12 protein-coding genes are annotated in these 16,219 nt (G+C 35.4%); 6 read left to right on the forward strand and 6 right to left on the reverse strand.

The features are described 5' to 3' along the window. Positions 1–50: 50 nt before the first annotated feature. Both E4T88_RS03215 and E4T88_RS03220 read right to left on the reverse strand, forming a co-directional pair. Positions 51–464, reverse strand: a complete 414-nt coding sequence (locus tag E4T88_RS03215) for a putative quinol monooxygenase (RefSeq protein ID WP_135104027.1) — start codon at positions 462–464, stop codon at positions 51–53. Positions 465–538: 74 nt separating this feature from the next. Continuing rightward, positions 539–1,045, reverse strand: a complete 507-nt coding sequence (locus E4T88_RS03220) for a hypothetical protein (RefSeq protein ID WP_135104028.1) — start codon at positions 1,043–1,045, stop codon at positions 539–541. A 368-nt stretch (positions 1,046–1,413) separates the two neighbouring features. Here E4T88_RS03220 and E4T88_RS03225 point away from each other — a divergent pair, with 368 nt between their 5' ends. Then, positions 1,414–2,004 (forward strand): sigma-70 family RNA polymerase sigma factor, encoded by a 591-nt coding sequence (locus E4T88_RS03225; RefSeq protein WP_006842669.1) that lies wholly within the window; start codon positions 1,414–1,416, stop codon positions 2,002–2,004. Between the two features lie 136 nt (positions 2,005–2,140). Continuing rightward, positions 2,141–2,515 (forward strand): DUF805 domain-containing protein, encoded by a 375-nt coding sequence (locus E4T88_RS03230; protein WP_135104029.1) that lies wholly within the window; start codon positions 2,141–2,143, stop codon positions 2,513–2,515. A gap of 165 nt (positions 2,516–2,680) precedes the next feature. Here the strand turns inward: E4T88_RS03230 and E4T88_RS03235 are convergent, their stop codons facing one another. From E4T88_RS03235 to crcB, 4 genes are all read right to left on the reverse strand, one after another. Further along, positions 2,681–3,076: a DUF1573 domain-containing protein gene (locus E4T88_RS03235; protein WP_006842670.1), complete on the reverse strand. Its 396-nt coding sequence runs from the start codon at positions 3,074–3,076 to the stop codon at positions 2,681–2,683. Between the two features lie 126 nt (positions 3,077–3,202). Then, positions 3,203–3,880, reverse strand: coding sequence for a murein L,D-transpeptidase catalytic domain-containing protein (locus tag E4T88_RS03240; protein ID WP_135104030.1), 678 nt, complete (start codon positions 3,878–3,880; stop codon positions 3,203–3,205). Next, positions 3,877–9,858: an alpha-2-macroglobulin family protein gene (locus tag E4T88_RS03245; RefSeq protein ID WP_135104031.1), complete on the reverse strand. Its 5,982-nt coding sequence runs from the start codon at positions 9,856–9,858 to the stop codon at positions 3,877–3,879. Before E4T88_RS03245 ends, E4T88_RS03240 begins: the two co-directional genes overlap by 4 nt. 90 nt (positions 9,859–9,948) lie before the next feature. Further along, positions 9,949–10,305 (reverse strand): fluoride efflux transporter CrcB, encoded by a 357-nt coding sequence (gene crcB / locus E4T88_RS03250; RefSeq protein WP_135104032.1) that lies wholly within the window; start codon positions 10,303–10,305, stop codon positions 9,949–9,951. 198 nt (positions 10,306–10,503) lie between these two features. On the opposite strand from crcB, the gene E4T88_RS03255 reads away from it, so the two are divergent. From E4T88_RS03255 to E4T88_RS03270, 4 genes are all read left to right on the forward strand, one after another. Beyond that, positions 10,504–11,403, forward strand: coding sequence for a GLPGLI family protein (locus E4T88_RS03255; RefSeq protein WP_135104033.1), 900 nt, complete (start codon positions 10,504–10,506; stop codon positions 11,401–11,403). A 25-nt stretch (positions 11,404–11,428) separates the two neighbouring features. Beyond that, positions 11,429–14,056 carry a carboxypeptidase-like regulatory domain-containing protein gene (locus E4T88_RS03260; protein WP_135104034.1) on the forward strand — a complete coding sequence of 876 codons (2,628 nt, stop codon included), beginning with the start codon at positions 11,429–11,431 and terminating at the stop codon, positions 14,054–14,056. 99 nt (positions 14,057–14,155) lie between these two features. After that, positions 14,156–15,634 carry a DUF3943 domain-containing protein gene (locus tag E4T88_RS03265; RefSeq protein WP_135104035.1) on the forward strand — a complete coding sequence of 493 codons (1,479 nt, stop codon included), beginning with the start codon at positions 14,156–14,158 and terminating at the stop codon, positions 15,632–15,634. A gap of 4 nt (positions 15,635–15,638) precedes the next feature. Beyond that, complete coding sequence (locus E4T88_RS03270; RefSeq protein ID WP_135104036.1) at positions 15,639–16,058, forward strand: GNAT family N-acetyltransferase; 420 nt, start codon at positions 15,639–15,641, stop codon at positions 16,056–16,058. The last annotated feature ends 161 nt before the right edge of the window (positions 16,059–16,219 follow it).

Here is a 16,219-nt window from a genome sequence, read left to right on the forward strand (position 1 = left end):
GTTATCTAAAAATACAAATCTAAGATATCTCTAATGGAAGAAGCCGGTGATTAATATACCAACTTTAAAATACTTACTTCCGATTTTTCTATCATACCTTTCGATGCTTCTTTAAATGTTTTAAAGTGCTCCGTGTTATTGTGATAATCTATAGCTGCTTGTGATTTCCATTCTTCAAGCATTACAAACTTTGTAGAGTCGCTGATATCTTGATGCAGATTGTAACTGATACAGCCATCTTCTTCTTGGCTGCCCTGAACCAATGTCTGAAAAATAGGTAGAATTTCTTTTATAGCCTCCGGTTTAACGGTCATTATTGCAACTATTTTGAGCTCATCTCCTGTTCTTTCGTCTTCCATATCCGATTTTATTACAATAGTATCGTCTTGTCCTGTCTGCGTCTTATGTGTACAGCCAGCCATTAGGATTAATCCTAATAATAAAGGGAATACAATTTTTTTCATAATCTGTTTTATATTTATAGTTCTGTTTCTATCTTTCAGAAATTTATACTTAAGCCTTTCCTTCGTTGAACTTCTTATTTAAGTTTCTTTCTTATTTCTTCTTCTAATTTACCTTTCTCTATTGATTTTTCTAACTTCTCCACGCTTCCATCTTTTTTCAGATATCCTCTGTTTTTTCGATAAAACGCTGCAACCGTTTCTAATGCCGCCTTTGTGCATAGGATATTATCTTTTGAGTAGTTGTTATCAAAAGAGTATCTAGTCCAACCCAGCATAAAAGGCATTAATAGTTCTGGATTGACTTTTATGAAATCTACAACTCGGCTATCTACACCCACACTAACATTCGGTGTACCTGTAAGCCAGGCCATAAAAAAGGCATTTGCTTCTTGTCTCTTAATAGGCTCTTTTCCTAACGGCGTGCCTAATAACCAGTCTATAGTCTCTTTTACTTGGGGTTCGTATGTAGTATAAGCGTCTTTACTCTCAAATTTATAATTTTTAGGAACTTCATATCCCTGAGCTAACAAACTTGTAGTTAAAACCGTAAATACTGCAAGGAATAACAGATGTCTTTTCATAATGATTAGTGTTTAATAGATTTCTATACAAATATATACAATGACGTTAATAGAAAATATTCGAAAGCTAAAAAACTTTCTTTTTTTCTTATAACATCCCAATTTATTGTTCGAATCTTATGCACTCGTGAGCGCCTTCTATTTTGGCATAGATAAAACAGTCTCATTCTTATTATCCTATGGATCAACATGACAACAAGAGACTGTATCTGATGTATCGTCTCCTTATTGTTAAATATTCTTTCTGTATTTGTAAGTTTGGTAAATTTATTCTTTATTTGCATCATTAACATAGTTTTGTTTATAAACCTCAAAAAATCAACGCCTATAGAATAGACATTACTCTAAATTTTTAAATATAAGAGATAATGGAAACATTAATTACTATGACTGATGAACAATTGGTCTGTGATTATTCTAACGGCAACAATCTTGCTTTTGATATCCTGCTAGAACGTCATAAAAGAAGTGTATATAATTACATTTTTTTTACTGTGCGTAATAGAGAACTTGCAGAAGATATTTTCCAAGAAACATTCATAAAAGCAATCGTTACTATCAAGCAGGGACGTTATACCGAATCGGGTAAGTTTCGTGCATGGATTTCTCGGATAGCTCATAATTTGATTATTGACCATTTTCGTCAGGAGAAAAACGAAAATACGGTATCAAATGACGAGGCTCCTGTAGACTTATTAAATAACCCTACACTATGTGATGGCACTATTGAGGACGAACTAATCAAGGTGCAAATAACATCTGATATTAGAAAGTTAATATCTTTTTTGCCTGAAAATCAGCGCGAAGTTTTAGAAATGCGCTATTACCAAGATCTTAGTTTTAAAGAAATAGCAGACCAAACAGGGGTTAGCATCAATACGGCGTTGGGCCGTATGCGCTATGCCATCCTTAATATGCGTCGTATGGCAGAAGAAAATAACATTGTTCTTACAATGTAGTATTTTATTAAAGTAGTTTTTTTAGGTGAGAAAGGAAAAAGATGTGTTATAAATAACATTTCTTTTTCCTTTCATTTTCAGAATATTATATTATTTTTATCCCATATTTTTTTAATACTATAAAAACAATAAAATTATGGAATGGTATCTGAAAGTATTGAAGCAGTATGCAGACTTTAGTGGTAGGGCTAGGCGCACGGAATATTGGATGTTTTATCTTTTCAACTCTTTTATTCCGATAGGTTTGATGATTATTGGCGGCATATTATTCGCCATGAACGAATCTTCAATTCCTTTTATAATATGCATGGTACTGGTTGGTTTATACAGTTTGGCTGTTTTTATACCAAGTTTAGCAGTTACGGTGAGAAGGTTGCATGATACAAATCATAGTGGCTGGATGTATTTTGTTTCACTTATACCTCTAATTGGTGGTATTTGGTTGTTAATCCTTCTTTGTACTGATGGTACTCATGGACAAAATCAATACGGACCCGACCCGAAAGAGTAATACGTAGATTCTATTTAAAGCTTCCGATGATTATAAATAAAACGTTTGTGAAGTTAATAAGATACTAAAAACAAAACAGGAGAAAGACTAGTCTTTCTCCTGTTTTGTTTTTAATTGTTTTATAGGTTCTTAGCTGTTTATTGTACTATGCCGGAACCTATTATTTTATTTGTTGCGAATAACTTCTCCTTTGATACGAACTTTGTAAACCGAATCAGGAACGTTTGTAAATACTGTAATCTCTTTAGTGAAAATTCCCGGACGACCTGTTGTCGAATAAGTTACTTTTATTACCCCTGTTTTTCCAGGAAGAACCGGTTCTTTTGTGTAGTCTGGAGTTGTGCATCCGCATGTTGTTTGTACGCGTTGAATTAGAAGAGGAGCAGTACCTGTGTTTTTAAATGTAAACTCGCAAGTAACAGAACCGGCACTTTCATCCACTTTTCCAAAGTCGTGTACATCTTTTGTAAAGACAGCCTTGGGAGCTTTATCTCCATTTTGAGCCATCATAAAGCTGGTAGATAATACCAAAGCCAATAGTATAAAACCAATCTTTTTCATATACCTAATTTTCTTTATTTTACTTTAAGTTATTAACTATGTAGTTAGGCATTAGCTATAACCATCTTACAAAGTTAGTAATAAATATGACTATTTTTTAAGAATTTAGCAATATTTAGTATTGTACTAATTATATATCCACAACAGTAGAGGCTTTTTACTCTCTTTGAGTAAAGCATCGCATTTGCGCATTACCTCATTATTTATTACCGGACATCCTTGACTCCAACCTAATGGCAGATGATTTGGATAAACTTCTTTATTCGCAACCGGATTGTGCGAATGAAGCACTATGATCCGTTTGAATGCATTGCTATTGGTTTTCTCTAAACCATGCAGTTTGTAGTGTAAATTTATACCCCAAGTGCTGTATGATCGTGCTCCTGTTTTATATTTACCTAATGAAGAACAATAGCTGCCCTCAGCATTACTGAATACGGGTTTAGACTGTGTGCTCTTCTGTCCGTATCCATGACAACAAAGACTTTCGTATTTTATGCTGTCTTTTGCAAAATCCCATACAAAGAAACGATTCTTGCCCGAGTGTATACTGAAATCAATCAGTATACAGTGTTTCGAGCTTAGTCTTTGTTGTTTACTATATACTTTGGCTTCATCTGCTTTTGCTTTAAGCCTTGCATAAAGTTTTTTTCTTTCTTCTTTCTTTTGTTTCGATTCCGAGGATTCTACTATTTCCCTTTCTTCGCTTTGTTTTGTCGATTTATTATTTGATTTATAGCAAATGAAAGATACAAAACCGGTAAAGAGCAATATTACAGCTATTATCGGAAGATATTTTTTCATTCTTTTTCTTTTACAGTTACTTTTATTCCGGCTGTATGCGATACAAATTCAGGCGCATACATACATTGTATTGTTGTTATTCCATTAGCGTATTCTCCTGTACGGTTTACATATACAGGGTATTCAAATACATAAGTTCCCTTTGGCATAACATCGAAGAAGAAATTAGTAGATGCATCTTTTGACGTTTGGTAATACATCAATCCTTCATTCCATTTTATACCCGAAATCGTTTGAATAGGTTCGAAACAAGAAGCCCGCATATCTTTCAGATGAACAAATTCCATATCCTTGTCTGTTCTAACTGTTAGGCGCACTACTACTTTATCTCCCACAGCAAGCGGATTGTTCTCTGTAATTTGACTTAAAGATTTACCTGTAGCTGTGTTGATTTCTTTAAATAACTGTTTCTCTACATTCAGGTCTCCTTTATGCGCTGTAATCTTATCCAAGTTTTCATAATATTGCCAGTATAAAGCTCCGTAAGCCGGACGGGTATCTGATGTTGTCACCTCTACTTTACCCATTTCGTTTTTAATCTCGGCTTTGTTCCATACTTTTTTGAAATAACCTGTCCCTGCTTCTTTATTTTCGGGTTCTATTTTCTCATTCTCTACAGAGATTACAGGCGTTTCTTCACTTGCAAACCAATTAGACCCTGTGCTTAACAATGCAGTGATAGCATCTATCGAAGCATGCGTTGATTCCCATATCTGAGTTCGTTTCTGATTTATCAACCATCGTTTAAGCATATCCATTTCTTCTTGCGATGAACCAACTTCTTGCAGTGCATCCATTAAGAATGTATGTACACTGATTGCAGATAGAGACATAAATACCTGATTACGATTATTTGGCCAATACATACCTGTCTTTTGGTTTTTAACAGCATATTCGCGTATTGATTTGATGATCTTATTGGCAAGTTCTTTCTCTCCATTTCTTTTTAATACAACCGAAAGAATAGACTTTTCGTACAAATCGAGTTTTTGCCAGTTTTTACTTGCTACATTCGTGTAGAACCTTTCGGCTGCACGTGTTGCCTGATCAATCGGTATGTCTCGGTAGAATGAACGGACATAGGCGTATTCTAACTGATTGGTTGATATGGACGATGTTTTCTCCCAATTCTTATTATTCTCTTTCAGGCTTTCAAAGTCTTTGAGTATTTGGCTATCAATAAATTTGAGAGCATTCATTTGCATTTCCTTCACATCCTCAGGATATTCTATTTGCCCAACTTGCTGTAGTTTAGCATAGCCATACAGGATATATTGGGTAACAGAACGGCTCGGGTACATCCCTTTGTACCACGACCATCCGCCTTCGTTACTGTTTTGTAGGTCTTGTAGTTTTTTGGTAGCTGCATCGGTCATCTGTTTTGTATTATTCAGATCAAATAATAAAGAAAGGCGCTGCATTTGTTCTGCTTCGTTTTTGGCATCCAGCACCCACGGTGTTTCTTCTAACAATACGTTCTTAAACTCTTCATCTTTCTGTAGTTTCGATACGAATGTCTGTTTATCACCTCCTTGTTTCTTCCATGCTTCTATCATAGCACCCACTTTCGGATACTGACGGATGATAGAAGAACCGAGCGTATTCACATAATAACTAGCAAACCAGTTCACCGCATTTTCACTGGTAGGATTACTGAATGAAGGCAGTGCTTGTATAGCATACCATGCAGGATTGGATGCATATTCGAGTGTGAGTCTATAATTACTTGCAGTGGATGACGTATTGTTGTATAATTTATCGAAAGTAAATGTACTAGTTCCTGCTTTTGTAACATCTATAGGCATGCTTTCTGTCACCATCATACGGTTTGATAGTACAGCCAAAACATGCTGTTCTCCATCACTGAATGTTTCGTTTTGTGCTATAATGCGGCAACCGATCAGTTCAATGCTTTCGGGTACATCAAAAGTCCACTGGGCAGAGGTTGATGCTCCTTTATCTACAGAGAATGTTTGATCTTGATTTACAATTCTGAGGTCAATCACTTTATCTGTAGCAGGATCGAAGAATTCTATTTTTACATTTCCCGAGATGGCATTTTCTGACAAATTGGATATTTTGGTAGAAATACTAGTCTTATCACCCTGACGAACAAAGCGAGGCATATTCGGTGTCACCATCAGTTCTTTTTGTGTTATTACAAATTGCTCCAATGTTCCTACTCTCGAATTTTTGTCATGCGCTAATGCTCTGAAACGCCATGTCGTATTGCTCTCGGGTACAGTGAACGATATCAGGGTTTCGCCTTTTTCATTTGTTCTCAATTGAGGATAGAAAAATGCGGTTTCATTGAAGTTTTGACGGATTTGAGGTGTGGGTGCATTGTTTTCTTCATTGGCTGTTTCCTCTTGTCTGCTGATGGAGTCTGCTGCGAAGTAACCATCTAAACTTTTTGATCGAGCTTGCTGTGGTGTAAGAGCTGGTGCTACCCCCATGACCATACTTTCATTTAATACAGCCATATCTGCTGCAAATATCCCGTCAGAACCTATACCGCTAGAGGTGATAATTCCGATACTTTGATTACTTTTTTCATAAATATATTCCTCAAAAGATTTATTGATATATCCAAACCAATTTAGTTGATCAAATCTTCTCGCTGGCGTTTTTTCTTCAGACGTATTCATTTCTGCCATATATAACGAGCCTGCATAAAACCACTTAGATTCATCTAAATTCCAATACCGTGATGGATAGTCGAACGAAATAGGATATATTGCTTCTTTTCCTATGTATGGGTGATTGAAATTCCAAGCCATATACGGATATAGCTTATCCAGTGATACATCGTACATAGATGCCAACACTTCGGCTATAGAAGGGGTATTGGTTGTATCTTTTACGCTGATTGTCCATGTCTCTGCCTGTCCGGGACGTAGTTTATCACGAAAGACCTCAAGCTTAAGATTTAACTTCGTGTCAGTTTTTTCGGTTTCTTTTGCTAGTGATACATTTTGGTTGTATAGCTTTCCATCTTTTACAAAGGTGAATGACATGTATATCTCGTCTCCATATTCAGCCTTATAAGGAACAGTGAACAATTGATTCGCCTCACTCATTTTTATGAAGCGACGTTCAAATACTTTTTTATTATTATTTAGTTGGTACAATACATATATATCTTTGTCTGATACTCCGAATATAACTTCAGCCGGCTTATTGGGACTAAGAGATGTATTCTTTTTCACAAGCCATTCATTTGTTTTTATCGGCGGTTTTTTGTCGCTAAAACTGTATAAAATGAAATTAGCCTTTTCGTCTATTTCGTTATTCTTACTATCAAGGGCTTTTACTTTTAGTTGATATTTACCTGAAGGCTGACTTTGTAAAAAAGACTTCAATTTAGTTTGTTCTCCTGTTTCAAATGTGGCGTCAAATACTTTCTTATTGATAGAGTCATTTTCAGATAAACTATAAAGAATATAAGTTCCGGATGTCTTGATGTCTTCCCCTTGTAAATTTTTTGCGCCTATATTTATTTTATCATTTCCCGATTTTTCTATCTGGCTAGGTATATCTATGTTGATAGCCATAGAAATATTGCCAACGTTAATAGAGTATTGGTTCGACTGAGTTTCTCCGTTTACATCCGTCACTGTTGCTGTAACTTCAAATGTGTAATTCTGTTGGTTGAAAGGTGTATATCTTTTTTCGTCTGCAGGTTGTGGAGTAAATACAACTTCGAATGAACCATCGTCATTTGTTTTTACTGTTCCATCAGCAAAAGGAGCTTTGTAGCCTCTTCCCCAGCGCCAGATGTCGAGCTGTTTGCGGGTTATAGTATAGTTTACATCCGCTTGTTGTAGGCTTACACCTGAATAATTTTTTGCATAACCTTTCAGTTTTATTTCTTCTCCGAAAGCATAAGTTTCTTTTAATTTATCAAAAGTGATTTCAAAGGTTGGTCGTTTGTACTCTTCTACTTTGAAATAATTAGTTCCTGCTCCGCCGCCGGTTGCCATTATGCTATATTGACCTAATAATCCGGATTGCGGTAAGATAAATTCTCCTGATGCAGAACCGAATTCATTTGTGATGATGTCTTTTTCTGTAACCGTTTCATCATTCACATCCAATAACTCTATTGTACAAGTCTGATTCGCTAAAACTTTGGATTCTTTATCGATCACGATGGCTTTGAAATAAACAGTTTGCCCGGGACGATATATGCTCCTGTCGGTAAATATATTAATCGTATTCTCTTGGGTGCTGTAAGGAACAGTACGCTCCCATCTGTACGAGTTTGAATTTAAATTCTCTGCTTGCAAGCACGAGTCTGCACCAAGTTCTACTTTGTATTTAGCCACAGAGTATAGGTCTTTGATATCGCGCGAATCTATGAATGTTGCGATACCTATTTCATTTGTTTTTAATCGAGCTAGCAATATTTTTTTATCATCCTTTTTTCTGACTATAGAATGTATTCTTACTGTAGCATCTTTTATAGGCTTGCCCGAATTTCGGTCAACTACAAATATTTCGTATTCATTCTTTGCGCTATTGCGAGAGAATGTCATTAGAGAAGAAACAATAAATTTGAATTTGTTGTCATCCCACCTATTATAAAGCATATCTTCTTCTTCACCTTTTGGTATTTCTTTGTCAAGTTCTTCAATAGTTCGGGTTGTGAATGTATACTCGCCGGGTTGAAGTTTTCCTATATTCAAATCTAATGTATCAGCGTTGTATGTTGTTTTAGATGTCAGATTCAGTGAGTATTCTTTTATTAAGGAATATTTCCCATTTAATTTTCTCAATAGTTTGAATGGTGCTATGCTATCTGTTTTTACATTTTTATATTCTACTTTTAGTCGGATTTCCTCATTCGGATATTGCAGATTTTTACCATTGACTAGAAGGATGGGAGATTCAAGAACGTTCAATTGTTGTCGTAAAATTCTCGCTCCATACGATTTAGGATATTTGTCTAATCCTTTTTTCAACCATGCATATATGGTTTCATTTCTTTTAGCTGTGTCCATACCATCCGTTCCGTAATTATAAGCATCAACTATTTTAGCTATTATTTCGGAACAGTTTTCGTTTGATTCATATTTTTTCTCAAGTTTCAAATATGTATCCAATACGTCTTTTGGCGTAAATGAATTCGACTTGTTTTGAGTAAAAGTTATCTTACCAATCTCCATTGATATGATTGTTGCAGTCATATTTCTATCCAATAGATCTTTCAAATATTGCTGATAATATATATATGCAAGCATTCTATTACCCGAAGCTAACTTCATACTAAGCTTAACGAACTCATCAGCCGGGAGGATTAGTTGTTTGATGTCTAAACCTATAAGGGTAGGGTCAAAATCACTGTTATCAATATTTTGTATATTCTCTGCTATCTCTATGGCTCTTTTCATCAAGAAGTCATACAATGTGGGAAATCTTTCAGTATCCTTACCAAGGTTGATTATATCATCATATTCTTTTGTTGTATGTTTTTTTAGTGTTGCAATATCTGCAACTGAAAGCTTGAGATGATCTGCAATTTTATTAACAAATATATTTCCTGTCCATTCTTTGATGTCATCCGGAATTACATCAGAAAGGTTGGTACGTCTATTGATCTCCCAGCTATTTGCATTGTAATAGTCTAGATAAGCTTCGGCAAGCATAGAGTTTAACAGTGCTTTTTCTGTAGTATCATTCGACTGGTTTAGAAGCTGCCGGAGGTCACTTAATATACCTTCATTATCACTAAAATCGATTTCTTTTTTGAACTTATTCTTATATATAAGTGCTTTTATTACTTGTGTATTGTTCTTTTCGGAGATTGCCATCTTCAGTACATCATCTACCGACTGTAATGCGGATTGGGGTAAGTCTTCAGATGCAAGTTGCTCTATGTTTTTCCATTCATTTTCATATTTATTGTTAGAAGTTTGTGATCTCATAATGCTACTTAGTGAAAAGAATAAAAGAATAAAGAATAAATGCTTTTTCATATTATTATGTTTTGTATTTCTTATTAATATATTATAGATGAAAAGGAGGTGCCAAAAGCACAATCAAAAAAGTTAAATATATATAATGTGTTATTTTGTTAGGTACATTCCTAGCCAAACGGCAGATATTCCGATAACACAGCTTGCCAATACATAAACAAATGCCAGTATTGATTGGTTGTTGTTAGCCAATGTTAAAGTTTCGCTAGCAAAAGTAGAGAATGTTGTAAAGCCTCCGCAAAATCCTGTAATAAGTAGCATTCGTAAATTGTTGGAGGGAACCAGATTTGCAAATAAGCCGATACAGAAGCATCCGAGAATGTTGATTAGAAATGTAGCTAATGGAAAAGGAAATGGCTCAATCCTTACGATAAAAGCAGATGTAAGAAATCTCAATATACTTCCTACAGCCCCACCAAGTCCTACTAGTAATATTTGCTTAATCATTTTCCAAAATTAATTCAATATTTTCTAACTTTTTACTTTTAGAGATGATAAATGGAGGTACCTAATATATTTCATATTTCAGTCACTCTAAGCAGCGAAACTTTTATTTTGGTATTTAGTCTATTTTGTTAGACCTAAACATTGTTTGTCTAATTTTTTAGACTATATTTGTCGGAGAACTTTAAAAAAAGAAATAATATGAAGAAGATGTTTGTTTTATTGATCCTTCTATCTGCTTGTATGCAAGCTTTTTCACAGAATATATCAGCAAGTAATGTGAAAGTTGTTAAACTTGATAAAGGTAATGTTTTATCCGAAAATCTTGATGAAGCCGGTATTCGTTGCTACTACAAGTTCGTGCAGCCGGTAACGATAAGTCAGAAAACTGAACAGAAGATCGACACTCTAACACTCGATATTGGAGCAAAAGTGTCCCATTATTATGATGCTACGAGAGCTAGACGCGATTCGATTTTTGGTGATTTTATGAACAACAAGCTGAATCCGGCAACAATACAGAGTATTTCGGTTGTGAAGAATGGAGATATGTCGTCGTTTGATAGTAACATGGGGACAACATTCGAATCGGAAGAGAAAGGTGAGACTGCACATTTGTACAAAAAGAAGCAAGTCGGTGAGATTATAATTATAGACAGATCCGAAGATGCTCCTAATAAATATAAATGTATAGATAAGGTTTCTTATCAATGGGATATAAAAACGGATACCTTGACTATTTTGGGCTATTTGTGTCAGAAAGCGAGTACAACTTTTAGAGGTAGAACGTATGACGCTTGGTTTACCTCTGATATTCCGGTAAACGATGGTCCTTGGAAGTTTTATGGACTACCCGGGCTGATTTTAAAAGTAAATGATACCGAAAATATTTTCTCTTTTGAGATTATAGGATTGGAGCATTTAACCCCAACTGTAGAAATTTTATTGGCAAAAGAGGATTATATCAACGCCAGCCTTAAGGATTTAGATAAGCTCAAAAAAAAGAGATCCGGGGGTATGGCAGTGAATGTTAATGGAGGCAATGTTATAATGGTTCGTAAAAAGAATAATAATGAGTACATATCATTAGAAAAGGAATAACCGGTTGCTTGATGTGACACAAAACATGAAAAGATATTTTTTCCTCTTTCTTATTTTGATTTCGGCTATGGCTCAAGCTCAAACTATAATAACAGGAATAGTTCGTGATGAGAAGCGTAATCCTATAGCAGACATAAATGTTACCTTACAAGAGAAGTCGGGGCGGCTGACTCTTGGCTTTGCTATGACTGACGTGAAGGGTGCATACAAGCTCGAATATAAAGGCAAGGCTGATAGTATTGCAATTACTGTATCTGGCTTTAATGTGCAGAAGCAAACTAAGATTGTAGAAAATAGAAATCAGAATATAGATTTTTCTATAGAATCGGCATCAATTTTATTAAACGAAGTGAAAATAACACCCCCTAAAATCAGGCAAGCGGGTGATACGTTGAATTATCTTGTAGAAAGCTTTTCAGATCTAAATGATAGAACAATCGGTGATGTGCTGAAAAAGATGCCCGGAATAAAGGTTCAGGAAAATGGCGCGATTTTATATCAGAATCGTCCTATAAACAAATTCTATATAGAGAATGCCGATCTGTTGCAAGGGCGTTATGGTATTGCTACAAACAATATCGATGCAAAAGATGTATCAACGGTGCAAGTGTTGGAAAATCACCAACCAATTAAAGCTCTAAAAGACAAAGAAGTGTCGGAAGATGCGGCTATTAATCTGAAACTGAAAGATTCGGCCAAAGGAACTATCATTGCGAATACACAGCTAGGATTAGGCGGTTCACCCTTGCTTTGGAACAACGAATTGACAGGGATGTACATAGCTAAGAAGTTGCAGAATATAACAATCTATAAGGGAAACAATTCGGGTGATGATGTCACTCGAGAGTTGACTTCTTTTTATTCGAATGATGCTTCCAATATGGATAAAGGAGGTCTTCTGGGTGTGCAGAGCCCCTTATCTCCATCCATAGCAGAAAAACGCTATCTGAATAATCAAGCAAATATATTGTCTGCTAATAATTTGTGGTCTTTAAAGAATGATTATCAATTGACGGCGAACCTTAGTTACCTGAACGATCTCCAACGAAAAGACAGTTATGCTTTTACTGAATACTATTTGGCGAATGATAGTATTTTGAAGATAGAAGAATATATGAACTCTCGCCTAAGAAAAGAACGGTTGACTGGAGATATTCAATTGAATGCAAATAAAGACAAATTTTATTTTAATAATCTTTTCAAGATTGAGGGTATATGGGATAGGGAGAGAGGAGATGTCATTTCTGCTGATAGCGTTAGCCAATATCTGAAAAAGCCGTACTATAGTATTAATAATACGTTCAATATAGTGAAAACAGGAGAAAAGTATACATGGAACTTTCATTCTTTTTTCGGATACAATTCATCTGCGCATACATTATCTATAGAGCCTCTGCTGTATCAAGATTTGTTAAGTCCTTCGACTTATTCATCAAGGATGATGCAGAGTGTAGAACAAGATAATTTGGCTGTATATAATAAGGTCTCATTAGGGTTCGGTAAAGGAACTTGGAAGCAGGAGTATGCTGTAAGCATGCGTACCGATATACAAGGTTTAAGTTCTGAATTGGGAACAGATAATACTACATATGTAGCTGATTCATTTAAAAATGATCTCCGACAAGTTAAATATGAGCTAATCTTTAGCCCCGTTTATACCTATGCTAAAGGAAAGCTAAACTCTGTGTTGGCATTGCCTTTTAATTACACACTTCTTGATGTAAAGAACAATCTTTCTGATGAAAAGCGTCGCAAAAATAATTTTTCTTTTAATCCTTCTTTATTTCTTCATTATAAGATATCTGGTTATTGGACGTCTTACTGCAACTACAGCTATAGAACTTCTATCGGTAAGATCAACCAACTGTATAAAGGATATATTCTATCGTCGTATCGTAGCTTGTTGAAAAATGACGGGGATGTTTTTGAACAAAAGGCGCATAATGCAAGCGCATCTTTGTATTATAGGGATCCTATTACAACTCTATTTGGAATGTTTAATATTAGCTATTCCAATGTCAGGACGAACCTTTTGTCTGATTATTCTTATTTGGGAACTCTTACTCTACGTTCTTCAATTTTAGCCCCTTCTACTACCGAAAGGCTAGGAGCAGATATGCACCTCAGTAAAGATATTGAAACGTTAGGCTCAACTGTTTTTCTGGGAGGGAACTATACGATTAGTCGCTCATCTCAGGTTACACAAGGACGACTTATCGATTATAATAATCAGGGATACTCTTTTTCTCCTCGTATAATAACTAAGATAAGCCCTTCTGTTAATTTACAATATGAGTTTAAATATTCACAAAGTATTAGTAAGGTGAAAAATGAGAAAAAAACATTTGATCCAATACGCATAATGTCACATAACATTCAGTTGAGTATATTTCCATTCAAGGGGATGTCGCTTAACCTGAAGTGTGAAAGTTTTTATAATAATGCAATTATATCGGGAAGTCGATCTATGACATTTGGTGATATAAGTGCAAAGTACAAGTATAAACAATTAGAGTTTATGTTTGATTATACAAATATATTCAATTCCAAACAGTTTGTTTCTGCTTCATACACCGATGTCAGTCGTTATTATTCTGCATATATGTTGAGGCCTACAGAGGTATTGCTAAAAGTTAGATTTAAGTTAAAGTAGCGATTTCAATAAAAAAGCGATACTATATGTATCGTTACAAGAAGCAATGAATTATATTTGCTACTTGAATTTAATATTTTTAATAAATCAGGTTAATCGATGCAAAATAAGTTTCTCTTATTCTTTACATTTTTATTAATCTCATTTTACGCTCAAGCTCAGTTTGCTATTCGTTATCAGGTGGCTCCACCCAAGCCGGCTGATTCGATTGACATAGCTTTTTATTCTAAGAAAAAGTTTTGGGAAGCGGCAACTCAGAATTTTGGCTTGAATATGGCTATCTGGGGATTTGATCGGTTTGTAATGAAGGAAGATTTTGCATATATAAATATGCATACCATAAAGAAAAATCTAAAGGGTGGTTTCGTTTGGGATAATGATCAGATGGGAACAAATATGTTTCTGCACCCTTATCATGGTAATCTATATTACAACTCGGCTCGTTCCAGAGGCTTTAATTATTGGGAGTCGGGGCTTTTTGCACTCGGTGGTAGTGCTATGTGGGAATTGTTTATGGAAAATGAGTATCCGTCAATAAATGATATAATAGCAACGCCTATTGGTGGACTATCGCTTGGAGAGGTACTTTATCGGACGTCCGATCTGGTGTTGGACGATCGCCGCGAAGGAAGCCATCGCTTTGGACGCGAATTAGCAGCCTTTGTGATAGCTCCAACCAGAGGGCTGACAAGAATCTTGAATGGAGATGCTTGGCGTAGACGTTCTACTACTGGGAAACAGTTTGGAGTGCCCGATGTAAGTGTAGAGGTATCTGCCGGAGTCAGAGTTTTGGAGCTGAAAGGTGAGATTCTCGACAAGGGGGTAGGGGCTGCAATGGATGTAAACATCGAATATGGCGATCGATTTTCAGATGAGAATGAAAAACCCTATGATTATTTCACATTTAAGAGCAATCTCAATATACACAGTTCGCAGCCAATGCTTAGCCAATTAAATATTATTGGTCGGCTGTATGTAACAGAATTGGTAGATACAAAAAATGATTTTCTAAGTTTAGGATTCTATCAACATTTCGATTATTATGATTCGGATACAATATCAGATGTTTCGGGTAAAATTCCATACAAGTTTTGTACTCCTGCATCATTTGGGGCTGGGTTCATCTATCAAAGCAAACGTATACAGAACGTAGGATTTAATGCGTTTATGCATACAAATCTGGTGTTGCTTGGTGGAGCACTTAGCGATCATTATGTGGTAGATATGCGTAATTATAACCTTGCCAGTGGTTTCAGTACAAAGTTAGGTTTTAATCTGACGTACAAGGATTGGATCAGTATGTCGGGTAATTATGAGGTCTATCGTATGTTTACTTGGAAGGGGTATCCCAAAGATATAGATTGGGATAATATTGATGTCCATGAATTTAATTATCAGGGGGATCGATCGCAAGCAATTCTACATGCGATCAGCCTTCGTACGGATATAAAATTAAGAAGCCATTTGTTCTTAACGGGTATATATTACAACTATATGCGCGACACAAATTATAGATATTTTGATGATGTGTTTTCTAAAACATCAGAAGGTCGATTAATGCTAACATATAAATTTTAATAAAATGATTATTTCCGAAGCCCCATATGAAGATGTCTTGGGCTTGCGCAGGCAAGTGATGTATCCGGATAAAGATATTGAGTTCGTAAAATTGCCTGACGATGACAGAGGTTTGCATATTGGTGTATACGAAAATGATGACTTAGTATCTGTTATGTCTATATTTCTGCATGGTAGAGATGTTCAGTTCCGAAAACTAGCAACTCGCAGCGAAATGCAAGGTAAAGGATATGCTACAGCTCTAATGGAGTGGCTTATATCTTATGCAAACGATTTAAAGCTAGATCGTCTATGGTGCAATGCCCGCAGTGAAGCAACCGATTTTTATAAAAAATTTGGTTATAGTGAAACCGATGAATTTTTCTCTAAAAATGGCTATGATTATATTGTAATGGAGAGAAAATTCAATCATGAATTCGCTTAATGTGACTTTTATAAATACGCTTTTTCTTTTACCTCATCACGTTCTCTATAATTCGAAAATAAACGTCGCTAAAAGTACCTTCTAAACCAAGAAGCATCTTTTTATTGGTATAAACGAGGTTATGTGAAGAAATAACCTAAGGATAACTATTTTTAACACAA

Source organism: Dysgonomonas mossii (genome assembly GCF_004569505.1).
Taxonomy (GTDB): domain Bacteria; phylum Bacteroidota; class Bacteroidia; order Bacteroidales; family Dysgonomonadaceae; genus Dysgonomonas.

Coding starts and splice junctions, on each gene's coding strand:
- E4T88_RS03215 (WP_135104027.1), bottom strand. CDS start 464: ATGAAAAAAATTGTATTCCCTTTATTATTAGGATTAATCCTAATGGCT.
- E4T88_RS03220 (WP_135104028.1), bottom strand. CDS start 1,045: ATGAAAAGACATCTGTTATTCCTTGCAGTATTTACGGTTTTAACTACA.
- E4T88_RS03225 (WP_006842669.1), top strand. CDS start 1,414: ATGGAAACATTAATTACTATGACTGATGAACAATTGGTCTGTGATTAT.
- E4T88_RS03230 (WP_135104029.1), top strand. CDS start 2,141: ATGGAATGGTATCTGAAAGTATTGAAGCAGTATGCAGACTTTAGTGGT.
- E4T88_RS03235 (WP_006842670.1), bottom strand. CDS start 3,076: ATGAAAAAGATTGGTTTTATACTATTGGCTTTGGTATTATCTACCAGC.
- E4T88_RS03240 (WP_135104030.1), bottom strand. CDS start 3,880: ATGAAAAAATATCTTCCGATAATAGCTGTAATATTGCTCTTTACCGGT.
- E4T88_RS03245 (WP_135104031.1), bottom strand. CDS start 9,858: ATGAAAAAGCATTTATTCTTTATTCTTTTATTCTTTTCACTAAGTAGC.
- crcB (WP_135104032.1), bottom strand. CDS start 10,305: ATGATTAAGCAAATATTACTAGTAGGACTTGGTGGGGCTGTAGGAAGT.
- E4T88_RS03255 (WP_135104033.1), top strand. CDS start 10,504: ATGAAGAAGATGTTTGTTTTATTGATCCTTCTATCTGCTTGTATGCAA.
- E4T88_RS03260 (WP_135104034.1), top strand. CDS start 11,429: ATGAAAAGATATTTTTTCCTCTTTCTTATTTTGATTTCGGCTATGGCT.
- E4T88_RS03265 (WP_135104035.1), top strand. CDS start 14,156: ATGCAAAATAAGTTTCTCTTATTCTTTACATTTTTATTAATCTCATTT.
- E4T88_RS03270 (WP_135104036.1), top strand. CDS start 15,639: ATGATTATTTCCGAAGCCCCATATGAAGATGTCTTGGGCTTGCGCAGG.